Below are 25,337 nucleotides of genomic sequence, written 5' to 3' on the forward strand. Positions count from 1 at the left end.
ACACCATGACCGTCTCCGTCGTCCTCTTCACCTCCGACCTCCGCCTGCACGACCATCCGGCGCTGCGCGCCGCCGTGGAAGCGGCGGACGAGGTCGTGCCGCTGTTCGTCCGGGACCCCGCCATCGACCGGGCCGGATTCGCCTCGCCCAACCGGCTGGCCTTCCTCGCCGACTGCCTGACCGACCTGGACTCCGGTCTGAGGGAGCGCGGCGGGCGGCTGATCGTGCGCGGCGGCGACACCGTGACCGAGGTGTGCGGCGTGGCACGGCAGGCAGGGGCCGACGAGGTGCACATGGCCGTCGGCCACTCGGCGTTCGCCCGCGCCCGGGAAGCGAGGCTGCGGCGTGCCCTGGCGGCCGACGGGCGCCGCCTCCGGACGCATGACGCCGTGACCACTGTGGTGCCGCCCGGCGACATCGTCCCGCAGGGCTCCGACCACTACGCCGTCTTCACCCCGTACTTCAGGCGCTGGTCCGGCGAACCGCTCCGGACGCCCCTCCCGGCCCCCCGGAAGGTGCGGGTGCCGCACGGGCTGCGCTCCGAGGGGCCGCCGGCGCGCACCTCGGTGGCGGGCGTCTCCGAAGGCCTGGCCACCGGCGGGGAGACCGTGGGACGCCGAAGGCTCGGGGCCTGGCTGTCCCGGCACGCCGACGCCTACGGGACGGGCCATGACGACCTCGGCGGCGATGAGACCTCGCGCCTCTCCCCGTACCTCCACTTCGGCGCGGTCTCGGCGACCGACGCCGTCCACCGGGCGCGGTCCCGGGGCGGCCTGGGCGCCGAGGCCTTCGTACGGCAGCTGTGCTGGCGGGACTTCCACCACCAGGTGCTCGCCGCGCGGCCGGAGACGGCCACCGAGGACTACCGGTCCAGGGCCGACCACTGGCGGCGGGGCGAGGAGGCCGACGCGGACCTGCGGGCGTGGCGGGAGGGCCGGACCGGCTACCCCGTGGTGGACGCCGCGATGCGTCAACTCGCCCACGAGGGCTGGATGCACAACCGGGGCCGGCTGCTCGCGGCCTCCTTCCTCACCAAGACGCTCTACATCGACTGGCGGGAGGGCGCCCGGCACTTCCTCGACCTCCTGGTGGACGGCGACATCGCCAACAACCAGCTCAACTGGCAGTGGGCGGCCGGGACGGGCACCGACACCCGGCCCCACCGGGTCCTCAACCCCGTCCTCCAGGGCAAGCGGTACGACCCCGACGGGTCCTACGTCCGCCGCTGGGTCCCGGAGCTCGCGGAGCTGCCCGGCGCCAGGATCCACGAACCCTGGAGGCTGAAGGGACGGGACCGGGCCGCGTACGACTACCCCGAGCCCGTCGTGGACCTCGCCGACGGGCTCGCCCGCTTCCGGCACGCCCGGGGCCGGGACTGAGCCACGGCGCGAACGGCCGGCGCGGAGCTGTTCCACAACGGCTGCCGTATGTCCAACTTCCGTCTTGATCTGCCTACTTGACACTATAGTGATCGCCGATTCGCCCTCCGACGACTCGGGAGTACGGATGGGGCTGGACGATGTCCTCGCGTATTTGACCTTCAGGGAACGCTTCGCCCGCAAGCGGGTGCGTTTCGAGCGCAGATCCGGTGCGCTCATCCTCCAGGTCGAGGGGTCGCCCGCCCCTGTCAGGCAGTGGCTCGGTGCCCTGCTCAGGAGCTATCGCGGCATCGTGCCGGTCAACAATCCGAGCGATGTCCCGGCAGGGCACGACGAAGAGGGCCTGGTCGTCGAGCAGTTGCAGGCGATGACCGAGGGATGCGGCTACGGCGGCCGAGTCGCCCACGGCCTCCCCATCGTCTTCCCGCGCTTCGCGGCCGCGCGCACGGCGCTCTACGAATGGCAGCCCGTCCCCACGCAGTCCCACCCGCGACAGATCGGCGACCTGAAGCGGCAGATCAGGGAGGCGATCACCGAGGAACGCCGACAGACCCTGCCCGAGCTGCGCCCCCGGCTGAATCCCCTCCTGGACGACCCGTACGTCAACGAGCGCATGGGCGGCGGACTCGTCGGCCTCATCCTGAAGGTGATCAACGCCTGCAGATTTCCGCACCACCGGACGGTCCGCTGGTACGGCACCCGGCGGTTTCCCCGGCAGCGCACCTTCGAGGCGGTCTGCGAGGAGCTGGAACGGCGGCGGAGCGAGCCCGCGGCGGCGAAGCAGCTCCTGCTGGTCGAGGCGCTGCTCGCCGACATCGACGCGCACTACGGTGTCCTGCGCCGGCTGAACAGGGCCCGCCGCCCCGTACTCCTGCTGCCCGACGTGGACACCGTGCCCGCCCGGCGGACCATCAGGGACCGGCTCATCGAGGCATACGACGGAGAGTCCCGCGCCCTGCGCGTGTACCCCGTGGTCATCACCACCTCGCAGCCCGGCGGGGCCCCGCCCACCTCGGGCGCGAAGCCTCCCGTGCCCGTGGACGGTCTCGCGGAGGCGATCGGCGGGCGCTTCGCCGAGCGGGCGCGCGTCGCGGAGGACCGCAGCCGCGGCCTCCCCACGCCGCTGCCCAGCCGTCTGATCCAGGTCGTCCTGGACGACGCCCCCGACCCGCGGCCCGGACTCCGGCCGGGCCGCCGCATCCTGGGGCCGGTGACCGCCGTGGTCACGGCGCTGGCGCTCGCCGCGGCCGGACTCGGCACCTACTACGGCTTCTTCCGCGAGCCGGAGAGCTGCGGGACCGGACTCCAGGTGCACGGCGCGGAGTGCCTGGGCGTCTCCGACGGCAGGGGCGTGTTCATGCCCGCCGTCAGAGGCATGTCCGAAGTGTTCGCACGTATCGCCGAACAGAACAAGGCGGTCGCCGGGGCGAAGCACGCGACCGTCGCCCTGTTGATCCCGATGGAGTCGGACAACCCGGCGGTCCAGCGCCAGATCCTCAGCGAGGTCCAGGGCGCCTATCTGGCGCAGGCGGCGGCGAACGGCGTGGACTCCTCGAAGCCGCCCATCCGCCTCGTCCTCGCGAACCCGGGCCAGGCATACGGGAAGTGGCGGGAGGCGGTCGATCAACTCCAGCGCCAGGAACCCGACTTGAGAGTCGTCACCGGATTCAACCTCAGCCTGGCGAGCACCCGGGAGGCGCTCACGTACGTGACCAATACGCTGAAGCTCCCGGCCGTCGCGAGCGTGGTGACGGCCGACGACTTCTCCAACCCCGAGGACAAGGAGACCGTCCCCTTCCCCGGCCTCGCCAGAGCGGTCTCCACCACCAGGGAACAGGCCCGCGCGCTCCTCGCCTTCGACCCGGGCCTGGCCGGGGCGGAAACGGCACTGGTCGCCGACGACCGGCCGGGCGACGACTACAACCGCTCCTTGCGGGACGCCTTCGCCGAGGCCAGGGCGAAGAAGGGGCAGGGCGGAGTCCAGGACATGCGCTTCGAATCGCCGGGCGTCGAGGAGGCGGGCGTCACCCCGAACGAGTTCGAGGACTTCGCGGGAAACATCTGCCGCTCCAACGCCCACGTCATCTACTTCGCCGGCCGTGCCCTCCACCTGAAGCTCTTCGTCAGCAAACTGGCCACCACCTACTGCCGGGAGAAGAAGTCGTACACGGTGATCACCGGCTCCGACGCCACGACGCTCGACCAGCGCCTCGACGACCGCCACCGCGCCCTGCTCCGGGGCGATCCGGGATCCGGGAAGCCGTCCGTCACCATTCGCTACGCCGCCCCGGCACACCCCGACGAGTGGAGCACCGAACTGCGGAGGTGGCAGCAGGACCCCACGCACAAGGGGCAGTCCCCGCCGCTGTATCTCAGGGAGGCCCAGGACGCGATGGACACCCTGCGGCAGGGCATCACGGAACAGGGCGGCTCCATCGGTGATGTGTACCTCGACGACGGACGCACCATCGTCACGTACGACGTCGTCCTGACCGCGTCCAGGGCGTTGGCGCGGGCGGTCCACACCAGTGGGGAGGAAGTGCCGTCCGCCGACCGGATCCGCAAGGACCTCGGGAAGCTGAACGCCGATCTCCGGGTGCGCGGGGCCAGCGGCTGGATATGCCTCACCAACGCGGGCAACCCGTACAACAAGGCCCTGTCCGTGGTCCATCTCGAACCCGGCTCGAAACGGCTGACGTTCGAGGGGGTGGCCTGGCCGACCGGGCGGGCCCCCGCACGGGAGGACGACTGCGTGATCCCGGCGCACCCGTAAGGCCGTTCGTCTGGGATCAGGCCGGGCCTCATCCAGACGAACGGACCTGGCCGAGCGGCGGTACCGCCGTACCGGCCCCGCCGGCGAACGGGAGGGGCCGGTACGGTCGCTACCGGGCCGGGGAGACCGGGTCCGGCGCGGGGGCGTAGCCGGTGGGCCGGGTGGTGAAGGTGCCCCGGCCGTGGGTCCGGCTGCGCAGCCGGGTCGCGTAGCCGAACAGCTCCGCCAGCGGCACGGTCGCCGTGATCACCGCCGTGCCGGCCCGCGCGGTCGAGCCCGAGACCCGGCCGCGCCGTGCCGCCAGATCGCCGAGGACCCCGCCCACGGCGTCGTCGGGCACGGTGACGGTGACCTCCGCCACCGGTTCCAGCAGCACCATCGCGCTCGCGCGCAGCGCTTCACGGAGCGCGAACCGGGCGGCCGCGCGGAACGCCATCTCCGAGGAGTCCTTGGAGTGGGTGGCCCCGTCGGTCAGCGTGACCCGCACCCCGGTCACCGGGTGTCCGCCGAGGGGGCCCTCGGCCAGCGCGTCCCGGCAGCCGGCCTCCACCGCCCGGACGTACTCCTGCGGCACCCGTCCACCGACGACGGTCGAGCGGAACACGAAACCGGCATCGCCGCCGCTGCCAGTGCCGGTGTCGCCGGTGGCCTCCAACGGCTCGGTGTCGAGGACGACATGGGCGAACTGGCCCGCGCCGCCGTCCTGCTTCACATGCCGGTACACCAGCCCGGACACCCCGCGGGCGACCGTCTCCCGGTAGGCCACCTGCGGTCTGCCGACGCCGATGTCCAGCTCATGAGCGCGCCGGATCTTCTCCACCGCCACCTCCAGATGCAGTTCCCCCATTCCGGAAAGCACCGTCTGTCCGGTCTCGGGGTCGGTCCGGACCGTCAGCGAGGGGTCCTCCTCGACGAGCCGCGCCAGCGCCGTCACCAGCCGTTCGGTGTCGGTGCTCCGCCGGGCCTCGACCGCCACGGAGACGACCGGATCGGCCGGGGCGGGCGGTTCGAGGACCAATGGAGCCGCGGGCGTGCACAGCGTGGCCCCGGCGCGGGCCGATTTCAGCCCGATCACCGCGACGATGTCCCCGGCCACCGCCGTGTCCACGTCCGAGTGCCGGCCGGCCTGCACCCGCAGGATCCGCCCGATGCGTTCGCGGCGCCGCGCGCCCGCGTCCAGCACCGTGTCCCCCTTCCGGATGGTTCCCGAATAAACCCGCAGGCAGGTCAGCCGCCCCGTGGCCGTGGAGTTGACCTTGAACACCAGAGCGGCGAACGGCGCCGCCGGATCGGCGGGCCGCTCCTGCACCGCGTCGTCCAGCGTGCCGCGTACCGGTGGCACGTCCAGCGGCGAGGGCAGATAGGCCACGACGGCGTCCAGCAGCGGCTCGATCCCGCGATTGCGGTAGGCGGAGCCGCACAGCACCACGACACCCTCACCGGTACGGGTCAGGTCGCGCAGCGCGGCCGTCAGCGTCGGCTCGGAGACCGTCGACCGCGCGCAGAACTCCTCCAGCGCTGCCGGATGGAGTTCCGCCACCGCTTCGTCGAGCAGCCGTCTGCGCCGCCGTGCCTCGTCACGCAGGCCGTCCGGCACCTCTTCCTCCTCGAACGTGTCGTGGCCGTCGGCCCAGACCAGCGCCCGCATGCGCAGCAGATCGACCACCCCGGTGAATCCTTCCTCGGCTCCGATCGGCAGCTGGACCACCAGCGGAACCGTGTGCAGCCGGTCCCTGATCGACGCGACGGCCGCGTCCAGATCGGCCCCGGCACGGTCCAGCTTGTTGACGAAAGCGATCCGCGGCACGCCGTGCCGGTCGGCCTGCCGCCACACCGATTCGCTCTGCGGTTCGACGCCCGCGACGGCGTCGAACACCGCGATCGCACCGTCGAGTACCCGGAGTGAACGCTCCACCTCGTCGGAGAAATCGACATGGCCCGGGGTGTCGATCAGGTTGATCCGGTGACCGTCCCAGGCACAGCTCACCGCGGCGGCGAAGATGGTGATCCCGCGGTCGCGTTCCTGCGGGTCGAAGTCGGTGACGGTGGTCCCGTCGTGGACCTCGCCCCGCTTGTGGACGGCGCCGGTGAGGTAGAGGATCCGCTCGGTGACGGTGGTCTTGCCCGCGTCGACATGGGCGAGGATGCCCAGATTGCGCACGTGGTTCAGCGGGTTGGTGGGTCGACGGTGCAGTTCGGTACGCACGGCCATGGCCTTTCGGAATGATCCGGAACAGGAAGGCGCGCGATCTCCCGGACGGACCGGCCCGCGACCGGGCCCGGCGAAGACCTCCGAAGCGGTGCGTCGCACCGGCGTCGCTGCCGCCCGGCGGCTGTGCCGTCGGGCCGTGCGAGGTCAGTCGTCCGTCACGGGGTCCGGTGCGGGCCGCGCAGCCCGCACCGGGCGCACGAAGACACCAGGAACACCTCGTACCGTGACCGGGGAACGACGACAGCGGCGCGGTGGCGCACGGCTCGTCTCCCCTCACTCGTCACGGTGCGCGCCGCGGAACAGGCGCGGCGTGCGGTTCGTGGCGAGTGTAGTGATCCGGATTCCGGCGGGGAACCGGATTTCCGGGCCGTCGCCGTAGGCGGGGCGGCCCGCATCGAACCCCCGTTCCTCCCGGCCGTGCACCGGCCCATCGAATCCCATGTACCGGGCCAGGGTGGGGCGTTGAAGGTGGCGGTGAATGATGAAACGATCCGGGAGACCGCAGGGGGCAAGGGAAGGAACCGCATCGATGGACGAGGGAGACGGCCGCGCCGCCGCCACGGTGTTCGACGCGCTGGGTGCCGACTACGAGCGGGCATTCGGCAGATCGGCTGCCCACCGGGCCTCACTCCACCGGCTGCTGGGCGATCTCGCGCCGCACAGCCGGATCCTGGACATCGGCAGCGGAACGGGGCGGCCGACCGCACTGACCCTGACCGGAGCCGGTCATGAGGTGCTGGGGGTCGATGTCTCGCCCGTCATGGTGGACCTTGCTGCCCGGAACGTTCCCGGCGCGTCCTTCCAATGCGCCGACATCCGCGAACTCCCTTTGGAGGACGGCGGTTTCGACGCGGTCTGCGCGTACTTCTCCTTGCTCCAGATGTCCCGTGAGGAGCAGTTCCGGCTCCTGCGCACATGCGCCCGGCTGCTGGTTCCCGGAGGCCATCTGGTCGTGGCGACGGTGCCGCTGGACGTCGAGGACGTCGACGTCGTCTTCATGGGGCACCGGGTGCGGGCCACGAGCTTCGGCCCGGAGGAGTTCACCGAGCTGGTCACCGCGGCGGGCTTCTCGGTGCTGTGGGAGCAGAGCACCCTGTTCACCCCGGAGTGCGAAGCGGGGGTGGCCGAGCCCCAGTTGTTCCTGCACTGCCGACGGGCCTGACACCCGGCCCCGGGTGCCGGGCCCGTCGCTGCCTCAGCGCTCGGCCGGCAGCGGCTCCGGGCGGCGCGGGCGCCGGACCCCGGGACACCGCCGCACCAGTGCGCCGGGACGCCGGCCGGCGCGCAGCGGATCCTTCCAGTTGCGCAGTGCCTGCCTGCCGCACCCGCGCCACTGCGCGGGCGAGACGGGCAGGGCCTGCCCGCCCCGTGTGGCCAGTGCGTTCACCGGAGTCATCGGGTCCGTCGCCATGGTCTTGGCGAACAGCACCCCGATCACCAACGGTGCCAGGGCCAGCGCCAGGGTCGTACCGGCCGAGGTGACGTGCTGCATACGGGGGCGGAGCGGTGCGTCAGGAAGCATGGTGGCCATTCGACCAGCGACCGTCGGTCGGCGGATCGGCCCACGTACTCAGTCGGCCCGCCTCATGTACTCACGCCGGTGCGCGAGGCGCCGCCGCCCCTAAGCGGTGGTGCCGGGGCCGGAGTTCGCTCCCGAGGCCGCCTTGATGCCCTTCGTGATGTCGTCCATGACGGAGAGCGCGGGCGCCTTGGAGTCGATGTCGAAGCCGGACCGGACCACGATCAGCATGTCCTTGGCGTGGGGGGACGGAAAGGCCAGCGACTGGACGTACCCGTCGTCGCCGTTCTTCGTCACCACCTTCCAGCGCACCAGATAGCCCTGTTCACCGGCCACGGTGACCGGCCCGGACTTGAGTTCCTGGTGCGAGGTGATGCCGCCGTAGATCTTCTCGCCGTACGACTCCGTGGCATTGGCGGAGATGTCCTTCAGCGCCGTGGCCTTCGCCGTCGTGGTGTCGAGCTTCAGGCCCTTCGCGGGCATGGAGAACACCCCACCGCGCACGCACTTCTCGGACGTGTCGCCGGGACAGGGGTAGTCGCCCGTGGTCACGCCCGCGCCGGCGATCCCGGAGCTGCCCTGCCAGCCATCGGGCACCGGAAGGCTGATCCCGCTGGTCAGGTCCGTGGCATAGCCGTCCTCGGCCTGTGGCGTCTGCTGCTGGGGCCCCCTGTTCCCGCCGTCGCCCCCGCCCGATCCGCCAGGCCCGCGGCGGGGAGCGTCCGAGGGCGCGGTGGACGGGGTCGTGGCCGCGTGCTCCTTCGTGTCGCCGGACTTGTCCGACAGCAGGAAGAGGCCGCCCCCGACGGCGGCGAGGATCACCACAGCGGCGGTGACCCCCACTCCGACACGGGTCCGGCGGCGCCGGACCACGGCGGGCGGCACACGGAGCTGGTCGGTCCACTGGTCGCCGTCCCACCAGCGCTCGTGGCGGGGGCCGATTCCTGTATACCCGGGGTCTGGGTGCCAGCCGGGCGGGCTCATCTGGGTCACGCGCCCCACCGTAGAACGGTTGCGTGAGAATCGCATGAATCAGCTCTGTCGGCGGGGTTCCCCGCCGTCCCGCGCAGTCCTCTGTGGGAGGCCGAACGATGAGTGGACGACCAGCCGTACGGATCGAGCGCGAGGGCGCCGTGTTCACGGTGATCCTGGACCGGCCCGAGGTCCGCAACGCCGTGGACGGACCGACAGCGATCCAACTGGCCGACGCCTTCCGTGAGTTCGACGCCGATCCGGACGCGTCCGTCGCCGTGCTGTGGGGCGAGGGCGGTACGTTCTGTGCGGGCGCCGATCTGAAGGGCATCGGTACGGAGCGGGGCAACAAGGTCCTGGCCGACGGCGACGGGCCGATGGGGCCGACCCGGATGCGGCTGAGCAAGCCCGTCATCGCGGCGGTCTCCGGTCATGCGGTGGCCGGGGGCCTGGAGCTGGCCCTCTGGTGCGACCTCCGGGTGGCCGAGGAGGACGCGGTGTTCGGGGTGTTCTGCCGCCGCTGGGGCGTGCCGCTGGTGGACGGCGGCACGGTACGGCTGCCGCGTCTGATCGGTGAGAGCCGGGCCATGGACATGATCCTCACCGGGCGGTCCGTACCCGCCGCCGAGGCGTACGCCATGGGGCTCGCCAACCGGATCGTCCCGCCGGGTGCGGCGCGCGGCGCGGCGGAGCGGCTGGCCCGGGAGATCGCCGCGTTCCCGCAGCTGTGCCTGCGCCACGACCGGCTGTCGGTGCGCGAGCAGCACGGCCTGAGTGAACCGGAGGCGCTGGCGGCGGAGTTCCGGCACGGTCTGGTGCCGCTGACCGCGGGGGAGACCCGGGCCGGGGCCGAGCGGTTCGGGCGTGGTGCGGGCCGCCATGGATCCTTCGAGGAGTAGCCGGCGGACCGGTGGCAGGGGCCCCGGCCCCGCCGCCATCGGCCGGACGGGAAATCCGACGACGCGGCCTCGCGAGCCGCCTACGCTCATCGGATGTCGACCAACCAGTACCCCGCCAAGCCCCGGCCCGGCGACCGCGTCGCCGTGCTGTCCCCCTCCTCCGGCCTCCCCGGACTCCTGCCCCTGCCCCATGAGCTGGGACTGCGCAGGCTCCGTGAGGAATTCGGGCTCGAACCCGTGGAGTACCCGACGACGCGGAAGATGGGCTCCACCCCTCAGGAGCGGGCCGCCGACATCCACGCGGCCTTCGCCGACCCCGACATCAAGGCCGTGATCTCCAGCATCGGCGGCGACGACCAGATCACCGTGCTGCCGCACCTGGACCGCGAACTGCTGCGCGCCCACCCCAAGCCCTTCTTCGGGTACAGCGACAACACCAATCTGCTGGTCTTCCTCGAGAACCTGGGCGTCGTCGGCTACCACGGCGGCACCGTGATGGTCGAGATGGGCCGTCCCGGCGCGATCCACCCGCTGACCGCCGAATCCCTGCGGGCCGCACTCTTCACGCACGGTGCCTTCGAGCTGACCCCGTCCAAGGAGACCAACGGGGCGAACGGCCGGTGGGAGGAGCCGAGCACCTTCGAGACCGAACCCGAGATGCGGCCCTGCGGGGGCTGGATCTGGCACAACGCCGACGGCCGGACGGTGAAGGGCGCGAGCTGGGGCGGAAGCCTGGAGATCCTGGCCTGGATGCTGATGGCGGACCGCGAGATACGGCCGGTGGACAGTTACGCGGGACGGGTGCTGTTCCTCGAAACATGCGAGGAGATGCCTGCGGCGGAGGAGGTCTACCGCATTCTGCGGAACATGGGGGAACGGGGTCTGCTCGCGCAGTTCCCGGCTCTCCTCATGGGCCGGGCCAAGAACTGGTCGTTCGAGAAGCCGCTCGGCGTCGAGGCGGGGGAGCGGTTCCGTGAGGAGCAACGGCAGGCGGTGCTACGGGCGTTGGGCGAGTACGCCCCCGACGCCATGGCCGTCCTCGATGTCGACCTCGGCCACACCGACCCCCAGCTGGTCATTCCGTACGGCGGACAGATCGAGGTGGACGGAGTGGGCCGCCGCATCGTCGTCACCTACTGAACCGCGTAGGGGCGGGGAAGCGGGAGCGGGGGCGTACGCCCGAGCGGCGCCCGCTCCCGCTCCCGGGTGGACGCCCGAGCGGCCCCCGGTCTTTGGTCCGACCATACGTGGTGTGTGACATAGTTGAAGATCGGGCAGCAGAAGCGATGGCAACCGGACGATTCCGGCCGAGGCAGGGGGTGACGGATGCCTGTCGAGTGGCAACCCGTACGGCAGTCCCGTACGCATGAGCTCGTGCTCCAGAGCATCGAGGAGCGGGTGTTCGCCGGTGAGCTCAGGGCGGGCGACCGGCTGCCGCCCGAGCGTGAGCTCGCGCCGGTGCTCGGGGTCAGCCGCTCCGCGCTGCGCGAGGCGCTGAGAGTGCTGGAGACCATCGGTGTGCTGGTCGCGCAGCCGGGCCGGGGGCCGGACGCCGGGGCGCGGATCGTGCGCAACCCCGACGACGCGCTCGGACGGCTGCTGCGTCTCCACTTCGCGCTGGGCAGCTACAGCCTGGAGGACGTCCTGGAGGCGCGCGTCGTGCTGGAGCGGTCCAGCTTCGAGGCGGCCGCGCGGCATGCCTCCCCGGAGGACCTCGATGAGACTGAGGCGCTGGTCGTACGCATGGGGGAGCCGGATGTCGGGGTGCCGGAGTTCAACGACCTGGACACCCGGTTCCATGTGCACATCGCCCGCAGCTCCGGCAACGAATTGACCTCCACGCTCACCTCCGCCGTCCGTGAATCGGTGCGACCGCTGATCCTGCGGGCCCTGGAGCTGGCCGAGGACTGGCCGGCCACGGCCGCCGCGCTCAACGCGGAGCACACCGAGCTGCTGCGGCTGGTGCGCGCCGGTGAGGGTGCGAAGGCCGCCGACCTCGTCGAGCGGCACATCCGGAATCTCCACGGCACGTTGGTCGACGAGAACTCCGACCAGGCGCGCGAGGATTCCTGACCCGCTCGGGCACGGGCTCCGGCGGGTGGGCCTGGAACCCCCTGTTGCATGGGTTAGGTGATTGTCAGGTCCATGTAAATAAAGGTGGCGTCGCAGGCGTGGCGTCGCAGTCTTCGCGTTCCGGACCGAGGCTAGTATGGTCGGACCATATAAATGGAGAAGCGATCGGAGAGACCCATGCGCATCGGACTCTTCGCCACCTGTCTGGGAGACACGCTCTTCCCCGAGGCGGTGAAGTCGACCGCGGTCCTGCTCGCCCGTCTGGGCCACGACGTGGTGTTCCCGCCGGAGCAGACCTGCTGCGGTCAGATGCACGTCAACACCGGCTATCAGCGCGAACCCGTGCCCCTGGTCCGGAACTTCGCCGACCAGTTCGGCGACGCCTCGATCGAAGCCGTCGTCATGCCGTCCGGATCGTGCGCGGGCTCGGTCCGCCACCAGCACGAGATCGTCGCCGAACGGTACGGGGACGCGGCGCTTCGCGCGGGCGTCGCCACCGTCAAGGCCAAGACGTACGAGCTGTCGGAACTCCTCGTGGACGTCCTTGACGTCGAGGACGTGGGCGCGTACTTCCCGCACCGGGTGACGTACCACCCCACCTGTCACTCCCTGCGCATGCTCCGCGTCGGTGACAAGCCCCTGAAGCTGCTCCGTGCCGTCGACTCCATCGATCTCGTCGAGCTTCCCGAAGCCGAATCCTGCTGTGGATTCGGCGGCACCTTCGCCGTCAAGAACGCCGAGACGTCGACCGCGATACTCCAGGACAAGATGCGCAACATCGCCTCCACCGGCGCCGATGTCTGCACCGCGGGCGACTCCTCCTGCCTGATGCACATCGGCGGCGGGCTCTCCCGGATCAGATCGGGCACCCGCACCCTGCACCTCGCCCAGATCCTTTCCGCCACCCGCACCTCGCCGTACGCCCCCACGGAGGCCGTCCGATGAGCAGCACCTTCCTCGGCATGCCCGCGACCCCGCCCCGTTCCCCGTACGGGACCGGCAATCTGCGCGGCGACCGGAAGTTCCCCAAGGCCGCCCACGACGAACTGCGCAACGAACAACTGCGCCGCAACCTCGGCCGGGCCACCCGCACCATCCGCGCCAAGCGCCTCGCCGTCACCGCCGAGCTGCCCGACTGGGAAGCGCTGCGCGACGCCGGTTCGGCCATCAAGACCGAGACCATGAACCGGCTCCCCGAACTCCTGGAGCAGCTGGAGCGGAACGTCACCGAGCGCGGCGGCACCGTCCACTGGGCGCGCGACGGCGTCGAGGCCAACGAGATCGTCACCCGGCTGGTCAAGGCGACGGGCAGCAGCGACGTCATCAAGGTCAAGTCGATGGCCACCCAGGAGATCGGCCTCAACGAACACCTCGAATCGGCCGGCATCACCCCGTACGAGACGGACCTCGCCGAGCTGATCGTCCAGCTCGCGCACGACAAGCCGTCGCACATCCTGGTCCCCGCGATCCACCGCAACCGCGACGAGATCCGGCAGATCTTCCTCAAGGAGATCCCGGGCGTCGACCCGCGACTGGACAATGTGCCCGCGCATCTGGCCGCCGCCGCCCGCGCCTATCTGCGCGAGAAGTTCATGACGACCAAGGTGGCGGTCTCCGGCGCCAACTTCGGCATCGCCGAGACCGGGACCCTCGCCGTCGTGGAGTCCGAGGGCAACGGCCGCATGTGTCTCACGATGCCCGACACCCTGATCACCGTCATGGGCATCGAGAAGGTGCTGCCGCGCTACCAGGACCTCGAAGTCTTCCTCCAGCTGCTGCCGCGCTCCTCCACCGGCGAGCGGATGAACCCGTACACCTCGATGTGGACCGGCGTGACACCGGGCGACGGGCCGCAGGACTTCCATCTGGTCCTGCTCGACAACGGACGCACCGCTGCGCTCGCCGACCGGATCGGACGCGAGGCCCTCAACTGCATCCGCTGTTCGGCCTGTCTCAATGTCTGCCCGGTGTACGAACGAGCCGGCGGCCATGCGTACGGATCGACGTACCCCGGGCCGATCGGCGCGGTCCTCACCCCCCAGCTGGCCGGGATGCACGCGGCCAAGAACGACCCCAACAGCTCGCTGCCGTACGCCTCCAGCCTCTGCGGCGCCTGTTTCGACGCCTGCCCGGTCAAGATCGACATTCCGTCGCTGCTGGTCGAACTGCGCCACCAGAACACCGAACAGTCCGGTGCGACGGCGGAGAAGCTGGCCATGAAGGCAGCGGCCACCGTCATGAGGCACCCGAAGTTCTTCACGGCCGCGCAGAAGGGCGCGGGGATCGGCCGTGTCATCGGCGGGCGGGACGGCACGATCTCGCATCTGCCCCCGCCGTTCGAAGGCTGGAGCGCGAGCCGGGACACCGCCGTGCCGCCGAAGCAGACCTTCCGCTCCTGGCTGGCATCGGACGAGGGCACCGCGACGATGCGCGCCGCCGCGGACGAGCACGCGAAGAACCGGAAGACGACGGAGGAGGAGAAGTGACGACCGCCCGCGCAACGGTGCTGGGAAGGATCAGGGACGCCCTCGCCCTCGCCCCCGCACCCGACACCGCCGTGCCGCGCGCCTACCGCACCGGCCGCACCCTCCCCGACGACGCACGCCTGGCCCTCTTCACCGACCGGCTCGTCGACTACAAGGCCACGGTGCACACCTGCACCGCCGACCGCACGGCCCAGGTCGTCGCCGAGGTGCTGCGGGAGCGCGGGGCACGCCGGATCGGTGTGCCGGCCGGGCTCGACCCGCGGTGGCTCGACGCGTACGACGGCGAGGTCCAGCAGGACTCCGGCGACATTCCGGCGCCCCGGCTCGACGCCCTGGACGGGGTGCTCACCGCCTCGGCCGTCAGCTGCGCCGAGACCGGCACGATCTTCCTGGACGGCTCGCCGGACCAGGGACGGCGCGCGCTCTCCCTCGTGCCCGATCTGCATGTGTGCGTCGTCGATCTGTCGACCGTCGAGGCCGGGGTGCCGGAGGCGGTGGCCCGGCTGGTGCCGCAGCGGCCGACGACGCTGATCAGCGGCCCCTCGGCCACGTCCGACATCGAGCTGGAGCGGGTGGAGGGCGTGCACGGTCCGCGCACCCTGGCCGTGGTCATCAGGACGGACGTGTAGGGCCGTGCCGCCGGACGGGGTGCGCGGCGTGCGGGCCGCGCACCCCGGCGCTCAGCCGTGCGTGACCGTCATCGGCGCGAAGCCGATACGGGTCGTCGCCGCACCGTCCGCCCAGCGGACCTCCACCGTGTCCCCGTCCACCGTCACCCCGCTCACCACCGCGTCGAGCGGCTCCGCGTCGGGCTGCGCGGTCAGCGAGGCCAGTGCCACCAGCACCACCGTGCCCTCGGCGGGCGCGGACAGCCGCGGCACCACCGCCCAGGGCGTGTACGCGGTGCCCTGCGGAGCGCGTACCTCGTCCCGTGACTCCCAGCCGTGCAGGCCGTGCAGGGCGGAGGTCAGGGCGTCGTCGCGGCCGGTCGCCCAGCCCGTCTGCTCCACCCGGGCCCCGTCCGGCGCGCCCAGCACCCGGTGCACCCGCAGCTCGTACCGGCCGTGCACCACGGTGACGCTCTCCACCCGAAGCCCCGGCACCATCGGCGAGCCCGAGGTGAAGACCGGACGGTGCCAGGAGGCGGCCCAGCCCCAGCCGTAGCCCCCTCCGGCGCCCAGCGCGCGGATGACGCGGCGACCACTGCGAGCACCGGCGACGACCACCGCCAGATGGTTGTCCGCCGCGTTCGCCCCGGACGTGGGACCGGTCACCGTGGAGTACGACTGGCGGCTGTACAGCGGCTCGTCCGGCACCCCCGACTCGCCCTCGTGCGGGCGGACATGATCGCTGCCGTGGTTGTGCAGCCGCACGATCCCGTCCGCGCGGGTGGACTGGACGAGCAGCCCCGGCGCCGGCAGCGCGAGCACCCGGTCGGGCCCCTCGCTGGGCGCGGGCTCCTCGGTCGCGGCCCACAGCGGATGGCCGTCCGGGGCGAGCAGCGAGACGAAGGCCTTGGACGCCCAGTACGGTGACGCGGGTGCCGAGTAGTTCTGCAGCGAGGCCTCGTGCGGGCCGTGCCAGCCCAGGTTCAGCAACCCGTCCGTACCGGTCGCGCCGCGCTCCAGGAAGTAGCGCAGCGATCCGCTGATCAACCGCCGCGAGGCGCCGGGCGTGAGAGGGGTGTGCCCGCTGATGGCACCGAGCGCGACGGAGGAGGCGGCCGCGAAACGGTAGGTCAGCGAGCGGCCGAAGTGGATCGGCGCACCGTCGCCGCCGAACAGCAGCGAGAAGCCCTGCAGATGCTCGCGCAGCCGGGCGCCGTAGCGCGCGGACAGCTCCGTGTCGCCCGACAGATGCGCGTCCAGCACCGGGTAGAGGTGCAGCGCCCAGCCGTTGTAGTGGTCGAAGGCGCGGCCGTCGCCGTCCGCGTACCAGCCGTCTCCCCGGTACCAGCCCTCCAGCAGATCGAGGGCCCGCTGCTTCGCCCGCGCCGTCTCGGCGTCGCCGCGGCCCACGGACTCCAGGAACCCGGCCACGGAGTAGGGGAACAGATACCAGTTGTTGGGGGAGGGCACGTGCCGCAGCGCGTCGCGCAGCCACTCCTCGGTCCGGTCCTGCACCCCTGAGTCCAGCCGGTCCCAGAGCCACGGCCGGGTCAGCCGAAGGCCGATGGCGACCGAGGCGGACTCGACCATGGGCTGGCCGAAGACGGTGTGGTCACGGATCAGCGGCCAGGACTCGGCATCCTCTCGGCCGGGCGTGAGGGTGCCGGCAGCGAGACCGTCCGCGTACCGGTCGAGCCAGCCGTACGGGTCCTTGCCGTCCGCCCCCGCGACCCGGAAGGCGGCGGCGAGGAAGGTGCGCGCGTACCCCTCCAGACCGTCCGAGCGCACCCCGGACGCGGACGGCCTGCCCGGCAGGTCCAGCAGGGCGCCTCCCGGGGTGGCCCACTGCCAGGCGGCCCGGACCAGCCCGTCGGCGGCGGCCTCCCAGTGCGCCCGGGTGTAGCCGGTGTGCGGGCTCGACACCCGGTCCTCGGCGGGGAGTTGGATGGGGGAGGTCGGATGGGGAGCGGTCATGCGAGAAACGCCAGCCTTTCGCGTCGTACGGGATGGGCGAAACCGTCGCCCGCGGCCCAGCGGCCGGCCTCGCCCGCCGCCAGATCGACCAGCCGCCGCCACTCGTTGCCCTGCGAGCCGGCGAGATGCGGGGTGATCAGGGCGTTGCCGCACTCCCAGAGGGGGTGTGCGGCGGGCAGTGTGTCGGGGTCCGTGACGTCGAGAACGGCCCGGATCCGGTGCTGCCGCAGTACGTCGGTGAGCGCGTCCTGGTCGACGACGGCGCCCCGCGCGGTGTTGATGAGCACGGCGTCCGGGCGCATCGAGGTGAGCAGCTCACGGCTGACGAGCCCGCGGGTGGCCGGCAGCAGCGGGGTGTGGACGCTCACCACGTCGCTCTCTGCGAACAGTTCGGCGGCGCCGACCGGCCGGACGCCGAGTTCGGCGGCCTCCGCGTCGGAGACGTACGGATCGTGCAGCAGGACGGGCAGGTCGTACGGCCGCAGCAGTTCGATGACGCGTCGGCCGATCATCGAGGCGGACAGGATGCCCACGGTGCGGCCGTAGTTCCCGACCCGGTCGGGGGTGGCGAGCCAGTTGTCGCGGCGGCGTTCCGCCCGGTAGTCGCGGGCCCGTTCCAGGACCCGCTTGCCGGAGAGCAGGATCATCGCGACCGTGTACTCGGCCACCGGCAGGGCGTTGGCGGCGGCCGCCGACGACACCTCGATGCCGCGTTCCCAGCAGGCCTCGGTGATGTGCCCGCGGACGCTGCCCGCGGTGTGGACCACGGCGCGCAGCCGCGGCGCCGCCTCCAGGGCGGCAGCGTCGAGCGGCGGACAGCCCCAGCCGGTGAGCAGGATCTCGGCGTCGGCCAGTACGGCGCGGGCCCGGTCGGTGCCGAAGTCGTCGAGAACGGGCAGGGGAGCGAGGTCGCACACCTCGTCGAGCGTGGCCAGGGACCGGGCGTCGAGGAGCGCGGTCGCGGCGGCGGGATTCATGGCGGCAGCGGCGCGCGGCCGGTTGCGGGGGACCGGGGTGCCAGGGGTGGTGGGCATCTTTCTCCTGGTAGGGGGGGGGGCGGGGTGACGACCGGGTCTCTGCACGGCGCCCACGGTGGGCCCTGCCCTCCGGCAGCGCTGGAGCGGGGCGAGGGCGAGGATCAACGGCGGCGGGTGGCCCCTGGGGTACGTCGTTGCCGCAGCAGGCACCGAGGGCGCGCGTCGGAGGCAGGGCGGCGACTGTGGCGAGCACGGATCGACGGCTCTGTCGGACCGGGCATGTGTGCCTCCCGCTGCTTCTGAATCGGCTCACGGGAAATCCTGATCGGCTGATCGGTACGGGTCAATAGATCGATCAGAAGAAAATAGAAGCGGTCAAACGATCACTTCATGAGGTGTGGCGGCTCCTGCGCCGATCCACGCACCTCCAGCGTGGGCAGCAGCTCCGTCCGGCGCACCGGTCCGTCCGCCCCGACGGCCCCGGACAGCCGGTGGAGAAGCAGCTCGGCGGCGGCCCGGCCGATCTCCGCCTTCGGTGGTGCCACCGCGGTCAGCGGCGGGCTGCCGAGGGCCGCGACCCCGTCGTCGTACGCCACCACCGAACAGTCGCGCGGCACCTGGACACCGCTCTCCGCGAGCCGCTGCACCAGCATCAGCGCGTCCACGTCCCCGTGCAGCACGGCCCCCGTGGCGCCCCGCTCCCGCAGCAGCGCGGCCAGGTCGAGAGCGGCCCGGCCGTCGGCCGGAGAGGACGGCGGCACGGCGGCTGCCGCGACGGGGGAGTCCGGGCCGGGACCGGGCACGGCTTCCGGGGAGCTCAGCACCACCGTCCAGTCCTCCACCTCCGGACGCGCCGCCGCGATCTCGGCGAACGCCGCACGGACGCTGCGCGCCGTCGGACTGTCGTCACGGGCGGCCAGCACGATACGGCGATGCCCCAGCGACACCAGATGCTCGACGGCGAGATGAATCCCGTACCAGTGATCGGTACAGACGGAGTCCAGGGCATGCAGCGCACTGCCGGGCCGGGGCCGCCGCTCCATCAGCACGGTCGGCACCCCCACGTCCGCGAGCCAGCCGTGGTCCCGCTCCTCCGAACGGGCGCCGGGCCAGCGCGGCGCGATCAGCAGCCCGCGCGCCCCGTCCGTCAGCGCCCGCCCCACCAGCGGGCGTTCGGCACCGGCCGAGGGCGGCGCGATGTGCAGGGCGATCCGTATCCCCGACTCCTCCAGGACGGACCGGGCGCCGTGCAAGGTCTCGTACAGGTACGAATGCCGCTCCGGGACGACCAGGGCGACCGCCCCGGCATCCCCGGCTCGCTCCTCGCCCCGGACCGCCGGCATCCGGACCGTCCGCACCGGCTCCCGCATCGGACGGGCCACCCCGTGCCCGCGGCGCAGCCGGCCGGCCCGGCTCAGCTCCTCGACGTCCCGCCGGACCGTGACCACCGAGACGTCCAGTTCGGCCGCGAGCACGCTGACCTTGACGGCGCCGCGCGATTCCACCACCGACAGGATTCGCTGACGCCTGAGTTCCACCGGCTCCCGCATGCTGCTGGCCCCTTCGCCGTACCGCCGCGCATTGTTCGTTTGAACGCTTTCGGTGAGCGTTCGGGTCGCAGCATAGCGATCGCCTCTCGGCGGTCCGGGGCCGCCGATCGCCCCGTACGCCCCACCGGCCCCAGGGAGCACTCTTGCGGCGCTCGCACAACGCCGCCTAACGTCAACGGACTTGGGAGCGAACGTGGAGGGGAGGGGCACATGGAGATCAAGAAGGTCGTGGTCCGCGAGGAAGAGGCGAAGAACCGCGAACGGCAGACGATCGAGAAACGCCCGACACGCTGAGCCGGTGTGTTCCGGTGCAGCCGGTCCAGGACGTCCGCGACCCCATCGGGTCGACGCGCCGGGGCCGGACCGTGACGAAGAGGGCGGACGCCGGGCGGGACCGGGCGTCCGCCCCCGTGCCGTGGGAGACGCAGTGCGCATACATCTGGTGACCATGCCGTGGCAGCCGATCGAGCTCCCCTCGCTCCAGGTGGGGCTGCTGCACTCGCTGCTGGACCGCACCCGGCCGGACGACGAGGTGCGCGAGTTCCACGGCTCCCTGCGCTGGGCGGAGTTCCTGCTGGACCGCTCGCGAGGGGCGCTGCGCCCCGGCGACCATGTCGCGGTCGGCAGCGAATCGATCTTCGACGGCCTCGGGGACTGGGTGTTCTCCGGCGTCCTGTACAACGATCCCGAGTGGGGCGTGGCGCGGCTCAAGGAGTACGCCACCCGGCGCGGCACCGACATATCCACCGCGACCGCGATGCGGGTCCACGCGGAGGAGTTCATCGACGAGAGCGCCGGCGCGATACTCGACGACGCACCCGATGTCGTGGGATTCACCTCCACGTTCATGCAGAACGTCTCCTCGCTGGCGCTCGCGGCGGAGCTCAAACGGCGCCGTCCCGGACTGACCGTGGTGTTCGGCGGCAGCAACTGCGACGGCCCGATGGGCCACGCCCTGCACCGCAATCACCGCTTCGTCGACCATGTGGTGCGCGGCGAGGGGGAGTACGCCCTGCCCGCCCTGCTCGCCCACATCGACGCGGGCACCGCACCGGCCGACGTGCCCGGACTCTGCTGGTGGGACGGGCCCGAGTCGCGTGCCAACGAGGAGCCCCGGCGCACCGTCGCGCCCGGCGACATCCCCTCTCCCGACTACGACCTCTGGCAGGCGGCCATCGACGCCTCCCCGCTCGTGGAGTACGTCCACCCGAAACTGGTGGTGGAAGGGGCCCGCGGCTGCTGGTGGGGCGAGAAGCACCACTGCACCTTCTGCGGACTCAACGGATCGGCGATGACCTTCCGGGCCAAGCCCGGAACCCGGCTCTGGGACGAGGTCGACCGCCTGGTCCGGCGCCACCGCATCCTGGACGTCGTCACCGTCGACAACATCATCGACATGGCGTACTTCAAGGACTTCCTCCCGCTCGCCGCCGACAGCGACTGGGACCTGCGCATGCACTACGAGGTCAAGTCCAACCTCACCCCGGAACAGCTGGCACTGCTCGCCCGCGCCGGAGCGGTCCACATCCAGCCCGGTATCGAGAGCCTCGCCAACAGGACCCTGGACCTGATGGACAAGGGCGTCGGCGCGGCCCGCAACATCCGAACGCTCCGCGAGTGCGAGAACCACGCGCTCACCTGCTCCTGGAACTACCTCTACGGCTTCCCGGGGGAGACCGCCGAGGACTACGCCTCCGTCATCGACCAGATGCCGGCGCTCGTCCACCTCCAGCCACCCGGCGGCGCCCACCGCATCCAACTGGAGCGGTTCAGCCCCCACTTCGCCGACCCCGCCCTGGGATTCCACCGGCGGCGGCCCGCCGAGATGTACCGGCATGTCTACGACCTGCCCGAGGAACAACTGGCCGACCTGGTCTATCTCTTCGACACCCCGCCCGCCGGGATCGGCGGCGACACCGAGGCGCGGCTGAAAGCGGCGGCCCGCGACTGGTACACCGGCCACCCCGCATCGACCCTGGTCCTGGAACAGCCCGACGGGGCGGACGGCGAAGAGGTGCTCCTCGTCCACGACCGACGGCACGGCTGGTCGCACCGCACCCACCGGCTGACCGGCTGGCGGGCCGCCGCCCTGCGCCATCTGGAGGCGGGCCGCACCCGACCGGCCCTGCTCCGGCTGCTCTCGGCCGACGGGAACCCGCCGTCCGCCGGGGAACTCGACGCCTGGCTCGGCGACGCGGTAGCCCTGGGGCTCCTCTTCGACGACGGGCGGTCGTACGTGTCGCTGCCCACCTGGCACGTGCCGGTCCGGTCGGTCGAGCGCACCCGGGGACCGGATGGGGCGGCCGACGGACCGTCGGTGCCGGACAACGGAGAGAAGGCCGCCGTATGAGCCCCCTGCCCGCACCCCCGGGCCGAACCGCGCCAGCCCTGCCGACCGGGCAGGTGCACCGGATCCGGGGACGGCTGGTGACGGTGGACCAACCCCTGCGGCTGGGCGCGGGCGGCCGACGAGCGGCGGCGGCGGTCCAGTTCCTGCGCGAGTGCCAGAGCCACGATCTCGTCGTGCGCTGGATTCCGGCGACTGACGACCCCCTGTTCACCGGGCCCGCGCACGAGGTGTCCGCGATCGCCGGACTGCTGCGCCACCTGCCCGCCCCCGGCCCGCTGCCCGGCGAACCGCCGGAACTCGCCGTCTGGCGGGACCGCCACGCCTACGGACAGCTCCACCATCGGCGCGGACCGGACTTCGTCACCGTCATGGACCGCAGGGAGCCGTCGGCCGCGGCCCGCTTCACGATCGACGACCCCGATCTGCTCGCCACGTTCCGCACCGTCCAGGTCCCCACCGCCGTGGCCGGACTGAGCGCCCTCGGCCGGGAGGCTGTGGGCCTGCTGGCGGCCGAACGTCTCGCGTGGGTGACCGGCGGCTGGGTGGTGGCCCTGCCACCGCGCATCCGCCGGTGGCCCGTCCCCTGCACCGACATCTGAGCCGGATGGAGCAGCTGCCCGAACCACCGCCGCCCACCGCCCGCACCCGCCCCGCCGGCACCGACCGCCCCGGGCGCCTGCTGCTGCGCCACCGGCCGTTCGCGCTGCTGTGCGGGGAACAGATCGCCAGCTCCGTCGGGCGTCAGGTCACCACCCTGGCCCTCGCGCTGCTCGCCGTGACCCGGCTGGACGCGGGACCGTTCGGCGCCTCCGCGCTGATGGCGCTCAGTTACCTCCCGGGCGCACTGCTCAGCCCGTTCGCCGGTGTGCTGGTCGACCGGGCGCGGCTGCGGGACCTGACCGTGCTCCTCACCGTCCTGCAGATGCTCGTCGTCGGCTCCGTGCCGCTGGCGGCCGCGCTGGACGGGCTCGGGCTGCCCCAGCTCTACCTGGTGGCCACCGTGTCCGGCGCGCTGACCTCCATGCTCGCGGTCGCCCTGCAGGCGGCCCTGCCCCGGGTCGTGCACTCCGGGCAGCTGCTGTCCGCCAACTCGGCGCTGACCGGCGCCCGGACCACCGGACAGATCGGCGGCCCCGCGCTCGGCGGCGTGCTGGTGGGACTGACCGGCGCCCCGACCGCACTGCTCGCCGCCTGCGTGGCGTACGGCATCGAGGCACTGCTGCTGTTCGCGCTCCCCACCACGCTCAACACCCCGGCTCAGCAGAGGAGTCGCGCGCCGGAATCCCGGACGGACGCACTGCGCGCGGGACTCGACGTCGTGCGCGGCCAACGGCTGCTGCGACGGCAGGTGCTCGCGGGGGCCGGATTCAATCTCGGCGGCGGAGCCGCCGACGCACTCTTCGTGCTCTATGCCACCCGTGATCTCGGGCTGCCGGCCTGGCAGTTGGGCGCGGTCTACGCCGCGTACAGCGTCGCCACCGTCCTCGGAGTGCTGCTGGCGGGCCGGTTCGCCGCCACCATCGGGCTGGCCAGGGCCACCCGGATCTGCGCCGTGGTGGCCGCCCTCGCGATCTTCCTGATCCCGGGCGCCTCACTGGTCCCCGGCTTCCCGGCGCTGCTCGCGTACCAGTTCCTCTTCGGCCTCGCGGCCACGGTCTGGGCCATCTCCATGACCACCACCCAGCAACTGATCACACCGCCCGAGCTCCAGGGCCGGGTCGCCGGGGTCCTGCAGGCCGCACTCATCGGCACGGTGCCGGTCGGTGCTCTCGGCGGCGGGGCGCTCGCCGCCTGGCTGGGCAACGTCCCGGTCCTCACGGGCGCGGCGACGGTGGCGCTCCTGGCCGCCGTCTGCCTCTGGCTGCCGTAGGCGGGGCCCGTCATGCACGCGGCCCTCCCGGGGGCGCCCCTGCGGTCGGGGCTGTTCCGGGAGGGCCGAAAGCGGGAACCGGCTCAGACGATGCCTTCCTCGATCTCCGCCTGCTCGCGGGCGTTCCCGTACGCCGACGGCGTGCTGTACGAACCGCGGGCCACGAACCACCACACGGTGGCCAGGACCAGCACCGCGATCAGTGCGATCGACGCGTAGTTCATCGAGTCGACCGTCACCGGTGAGGACTGCGGGAGCAGGAACAGCACGGTCACGATGGCGACCCAGACGACGGCGATCCAGCCGATCGGCTTGCTCCAGCGGCCCAGGTGCCACGGACCGCGCTCGAACCGGCTGCCGGAGCGCAGCTTCAGGAAGATCGGGATCGCGTAGGCGGGCGTGATGCCGATGACATTGATCGCGGTCACCGCACCGTACGCCGTGGCGGAGTACAGCGACGGCAGCGCGAGCACCCCGGCGACGACGACCGACAGCCACACCGCGTTGACGGGCGTCTGCGTGCGCGCGCTCACCTTGTGCCACAGCGCCGAGCCCGGCAGGGCGTTGTCACGGCTGAACGCGAAGACCATCCGGCTCGCCGCGGCGACCTCGGCGTTGCCGCAGAACAGCTGCGCCGCGATCACGATCAGCAGCATGGCGGTGGCCCCGGAGGTGCCGAGCGCGTCGATCAGGATCTGGGCGGGCGGCACGCCGGTGGCGCTTTTCTGGGTGCCCGCGTAGTCCTGGATGGCGAAGGTCAGCCCGGCGAGCAGCACGAAACCGGCGATCCAGGAGACCCAGATCGCGCGGACGATGCCCTTGGCCGCCGTCACCGAGGCGTTCGACGTCTCCTCCGACAGGTGGGCCGAGGCGTCGTAGCCGCAGAAGGTGTACTGGGCGAGCAGCAGGCCGATCGCCGCCACGTACAGGGGGTTGTGCCAGCCCGTGTCATTGACGAACTCGGTGAAGACGAACGACGGCGACTGGTGGTGCGAGGGCACGATCGCGAGCACGGTGACGATCACCGCGACACCCGCGAGATGCCACCACACACTGATGGAGTTGAGCACACTGACCAGGCGGACGCCGAAGAGGTTCAGCACGGCGTGCAACAGCAGGATGCAGACAAAGATGATCATTGTCTTGCCCGGAGTGGGGGTGAATCCCCACTGCAGGTTCATCAGCGCACCGGTGAACAGCGCCGCACCATAGTCGATGCCCGCGATCGCGCCCAGCAGACCCAGCAGATTCAGCCAGCCGGTGTACCAGCCCCACTTGCGGCCGCCGAGCCGGTCGGCCATGTAGTACAACGCCCCCGAGGTCGGGTAGGCGCTGGTGACCTCGGCGAGCGCCATGCCGACGCAGAGCACGAAGAGTCCCACCCCGGCCCAGCCCCAGAGCATCACGGCCGGACCACCGGTCGACATGCCGAAGCCGTACAGCGTCATGCAGCCGGAGAGGATCGAGATGACGGAGAAGCTGATGGCGAAGTTGCCGAAGCCTCCCATGCGGCGGGCGAGCACCGGCTGGTAGCCGAGTTCGCGCAGCCGCTCCTCCTCGTCCTTCGGCGGCATTGCCTCCGCACCCGACTGGGTCGGGGTGGATATGGACATCGGGAAAACCTCCATGAGCGGGATGGGAAAAACGGGACGGGAAAAGGGACGGAAAGGATCGGTTCGGGACGGGGAGGGAGCA

General features: G+C 71.9%; 19 protein-coding genes. 12 read left to right on the forward strand and 7 right to left on the reverse strand.

Annotation, left to right across the window (positions count from 1 at the left end; translation table 11 throughout):
- Positions 1–5 precede the first annotated feature (5 nt).
- Together GA0115234_RS02410 and GA0115234_RS02415 are read left to right on the forward strand one after the other, a co-directional pair.
- Positions 6–1,379, forward strand: coding sequence for a cryptochrome/photolyase family protein (locus GA0115234_RS02410; RefSeq protein WP_093539145.1), 1,374 nt, complete (start codon positions 6–8; stop codon positions 1,377–1,379).
- Between the two features lie 127 nt (positions 1,380–1,506).
- Positions 1,507–4,152 (forward strand): hypothetical protein, encoded by a 2,646-nt coding sequence (locus GA0115234_RS02415; RefSeq protein WP_093539146.1) that lies wholly within the window; start codon positions 1,507–1,509, stop codon positions 4,150–4,152.
- Between the two features lie 109 nt (positions 4,153–4,261).
- Here the strand turns inward: GA0115234_RS02415 and fusA are convergent, their stop codons facing one another.
- Positions 4,262–6,364, reverse strand: a complete 2,103-nt coding sequence (gene fusA / locus GA0115234_RS02420) for an elongation factor G (protein WP_093539147.1) — start codon at positions 6,362–6,364, stop codon at positions 4,262–4,264.
- Positions 6,365–6,893: 529 nt separating this feature from the next.
- Here fusA and GA0115234_RS02425 point away from each other — a divergent pair.
- The gene (locus GA0115234_RS02425; RefSeq protein WP_093539148.1) at positions 6,894–7,526 is read left to right on the forward strand and encodes a class I SAM-dependent methyltransferase; all 633 of its coding nucleotides are present in this window, start codon (positions 6,894–6,896) and stop codon (positions 7,524–7,526) included.
- Positions 7,527–7,559: 33 nt separating this feature from the next.
- Here GA0115234_RS02425 and GA0115234_RS02430 read toward each other — a convergent pair whose 3' ends face one another.
- Positions 7,560–7,886, reverse strand: a complete 327-nt coding sequence (locus GA0115234_RS02430; protein ID WP_237541025.1) for a hypothetical protein — start codon at positions 7,884–7,886, stop codon at positions 7,560–7,562.
- A 99-nt stretch (positions 7,887–7,985) separates the two neighbouring features.
- Positions 7,986–8,867 carry a DUF2510 domain-containing protein gene (locus tag GA0115234_RS02435; RefSeq protein WP_093539263.1) on the reverse strand — a complete coding sequence of 294 codons (882 nt, stop codon included), beginning with the start codon at positions 8,865–8,867 and terminating at the stop codon, positions 7,986–7,988.
- Positions 8,868–8,974: 107 nt separating this feature from the next.
- Between GA0115234_RS02435 and GA0115234_RS02440 the strand changes: the two genes are divergently transcribed.
- The 6 genes from GA0115234_RS02440 to GA0115234_RS02465 all read left to right on the forward strand — a co-directional run bounded on the left by GA0115234_RS02440 (position 8,975) and on the right by GA0115234_RS02465 (position 14,942).
- Positions 8,975–9,754, forward strand: a complete 780-nt coding sequence (locus GA0115234_RS02440) for a crotonase/enoyl-CoA hydratase family protein (RefSeq protein WP_093539149.1) — start codon at positions 8,975–8,977, stop codon at positions 9,752–9,754.
- A gap of 93 nt (positions 9,755–9,847) precedes the next feature.
- On the forward strand, positions 9,848–10,894 hold the full coding sequence (locus tag GA0115234_RS02445; protein WP_093539150.1) for a S66 family peptidase: 1,047 nt from the start codon (positions 9,848–9,850) through the stop codon (positions 10,892–10,894).
- 186 nt (positions 10,895–11,080) lie between these two features.
- The gene (locus GA0115234_RS02450; protein ID WP_093539151.1) at positions 11,081–11,827 is read left to right on the forward strand and encodes a FadR/GntR family transcriptional regulator; all 747 of its coding nucleotides are present in this window, start codon (positions 11,081–11,083) and stop codon (positions 11,825–11,827) included.
- Positions 11,828–12,004: 177 nt separating this feature from the next.
- Positions 12,005–12,772, forward strand: a complete 768-nt coding sequence (locus GA0115234_RS02455) for a (Fe-S)-binding protein (RefSeq protein ID WP_093539152.1) — start codon at positions 12,005–12,007, stop codon at positions 12,770–12,772.
- Complete coding sequence (locus GA0115234_RS02460; protein WP_093539153.1) at positions 12,769–14,313, forward strand: lactate utilization protein B; 1,545 nt, start codon at positions 12,769–12,771, stop codon at positions 14,311–14,313. Before GA0115234_RS02455 ends, GA0115234_RS02460 begins: the two co-directional genes overlap by 4 nt.
- Positions 14,310–14,942, forward strand: coding sequence for a LutC/YkgG family protein (locus GA0115234_RS02465; RefSeq protein WP_093539154.1), 633 nt, complete (start codon positions 14,310–14,312; stop codon positions 14,940–14,942). The genes GA0115234_RS02460 and GA0115234_RS02465 overlap by 4 nt, the downstream gene beginning before the upstream one ends.
- 51 nt (positions 14,943–14,993) lie before the next feature.
- Here the strand turns inward: GA0115234_RS02465 and GA0115234_RS02470 are convergent, their stop codons facing one another.
- The 3 genes from GA0115234_RS02470 to GA0115234_RS02480 all read right to left on the reverse strand — a co-directional run bounded on the left by GA0115234_RS02470 (position 14,994) and on the right by GA0115234_RS02480 (position 19,422).
- The gene (locus GA0115234_RS02470; protein ID WP_093539155.1) at positions 14,994–16,895 is read right to left on the reverse strand and encodes a DUF2264 domain-containing protein; all 1,902 of its coding nucleotides are present in this window, start codon (positions 16,893–16,895) and stop codon (positions 14,994–14,996) included.
- Positions 16,892–17,929, reverse strand: a complete 1,038-nt coding sequence (locus GA0115234_RS02475; protein ID WP_093539156.1) for a hydroxyacid dehydrogenase — start codon at positions 17,927–17,929, stop codon at positions 16,892–16,894. The genes GA0115234_RS02470 and GA0115234_RS02475 overlap by 4 nt, the downstream gene beginning before the upstream one ends.
- 326 nt (positions 17,930–18,255) lie before the next feature.
- Positions 18,256–19,422, reverse strand: coding sequence for a substrate-binding domain-containing protein (locus tag GA0115234_RS02480; RefSeq protein ID WP_093539157.1), 1,167 nt, complete (start codon positions 19,420–19,422; stop codon positions 18,256–18,258).
- A 427-nt stretch (positions 19,423–19,849) separates the two neighbouring features.
- On the opposite strand from GA0115234_RS02480, the gene GA0115234_RS02485 reads away from it, so the two are divergent.
- From GA0115234_RS02485 to GA0115234_RS02495, 3 genes are read left to right on the forward strand one after another with little or no spacing between them, the layout of a single operon-like run.
- Complete coding sequence (locus tag GA0115234_RS02485) at positions 19,850–21,772, forward strand: RiPP maturation radical SAM C-methyltransferase (RefSeq protein ID WP_093539158.1); 1,923 nt, start codon at positions 19,850–19,852, stop codon at positions 21,770–21,772.
- Positions 21,769–22,371 (forward strand): DUF5825 family protein, encoded by a 603-nt coding sequence (locus tag GA0115234_RS02490; protein ID WP_093539159.1) that lies wholly within the window; start codon positions 21,769–21,771, stop codon positions 22,369–22,371. The genes GA0115234_RS02485 and GA0115234_RS02490 overlap by 4 nt, the downstream gene beginning before the upstream one ends.
- The gene (locus GA0115234_RS02495; RefSeq protein ID WP_256088565.1) at positions 22,344–23,642 is read left to right on the forward strand and encodes an MFS transporter; all 1,299 of its coding nucleotides are present in this window, start codon (positions 22,344–22,346) and stop codon (positions 23,640–23,642) included. Before GA0115234_RS02490 ends, GA0115234_RS02495 begins: the two co-directional genes overlap by 28 nt.
- Positions 23,643–23,725: 83 nt before the next feature.
- Here the strand turns inward: GA0115234_RS02495 and GA0115234_RS02500 are convergent, their stop codons facing one another.
- Positions 23,726–25,255 (reverse strand): amino acid permease, encoded by a 1,530-nt coding sequence (locus GA0115234_RS02500; RefSeq protein ID WP_161275546.1) that lies wholly within the window; start codon positions 25,253–25,255, stop codon positions 23,726–23,728.
- Positions 25,256–25,337 lie beyond the last annotated feature (82 nt).

The sequence above is a fragment of the Streptomyces sp. DvalAA-43 genome (assembly GCF_900091725.1).
Taxonomy (GTDB): domain Bacteria; phylum Actinomycetota; class Actinomycetes; order Streptomycetales; family Streptomycetaceae; genus Streptomyces; species Streptomyces pulveraceus.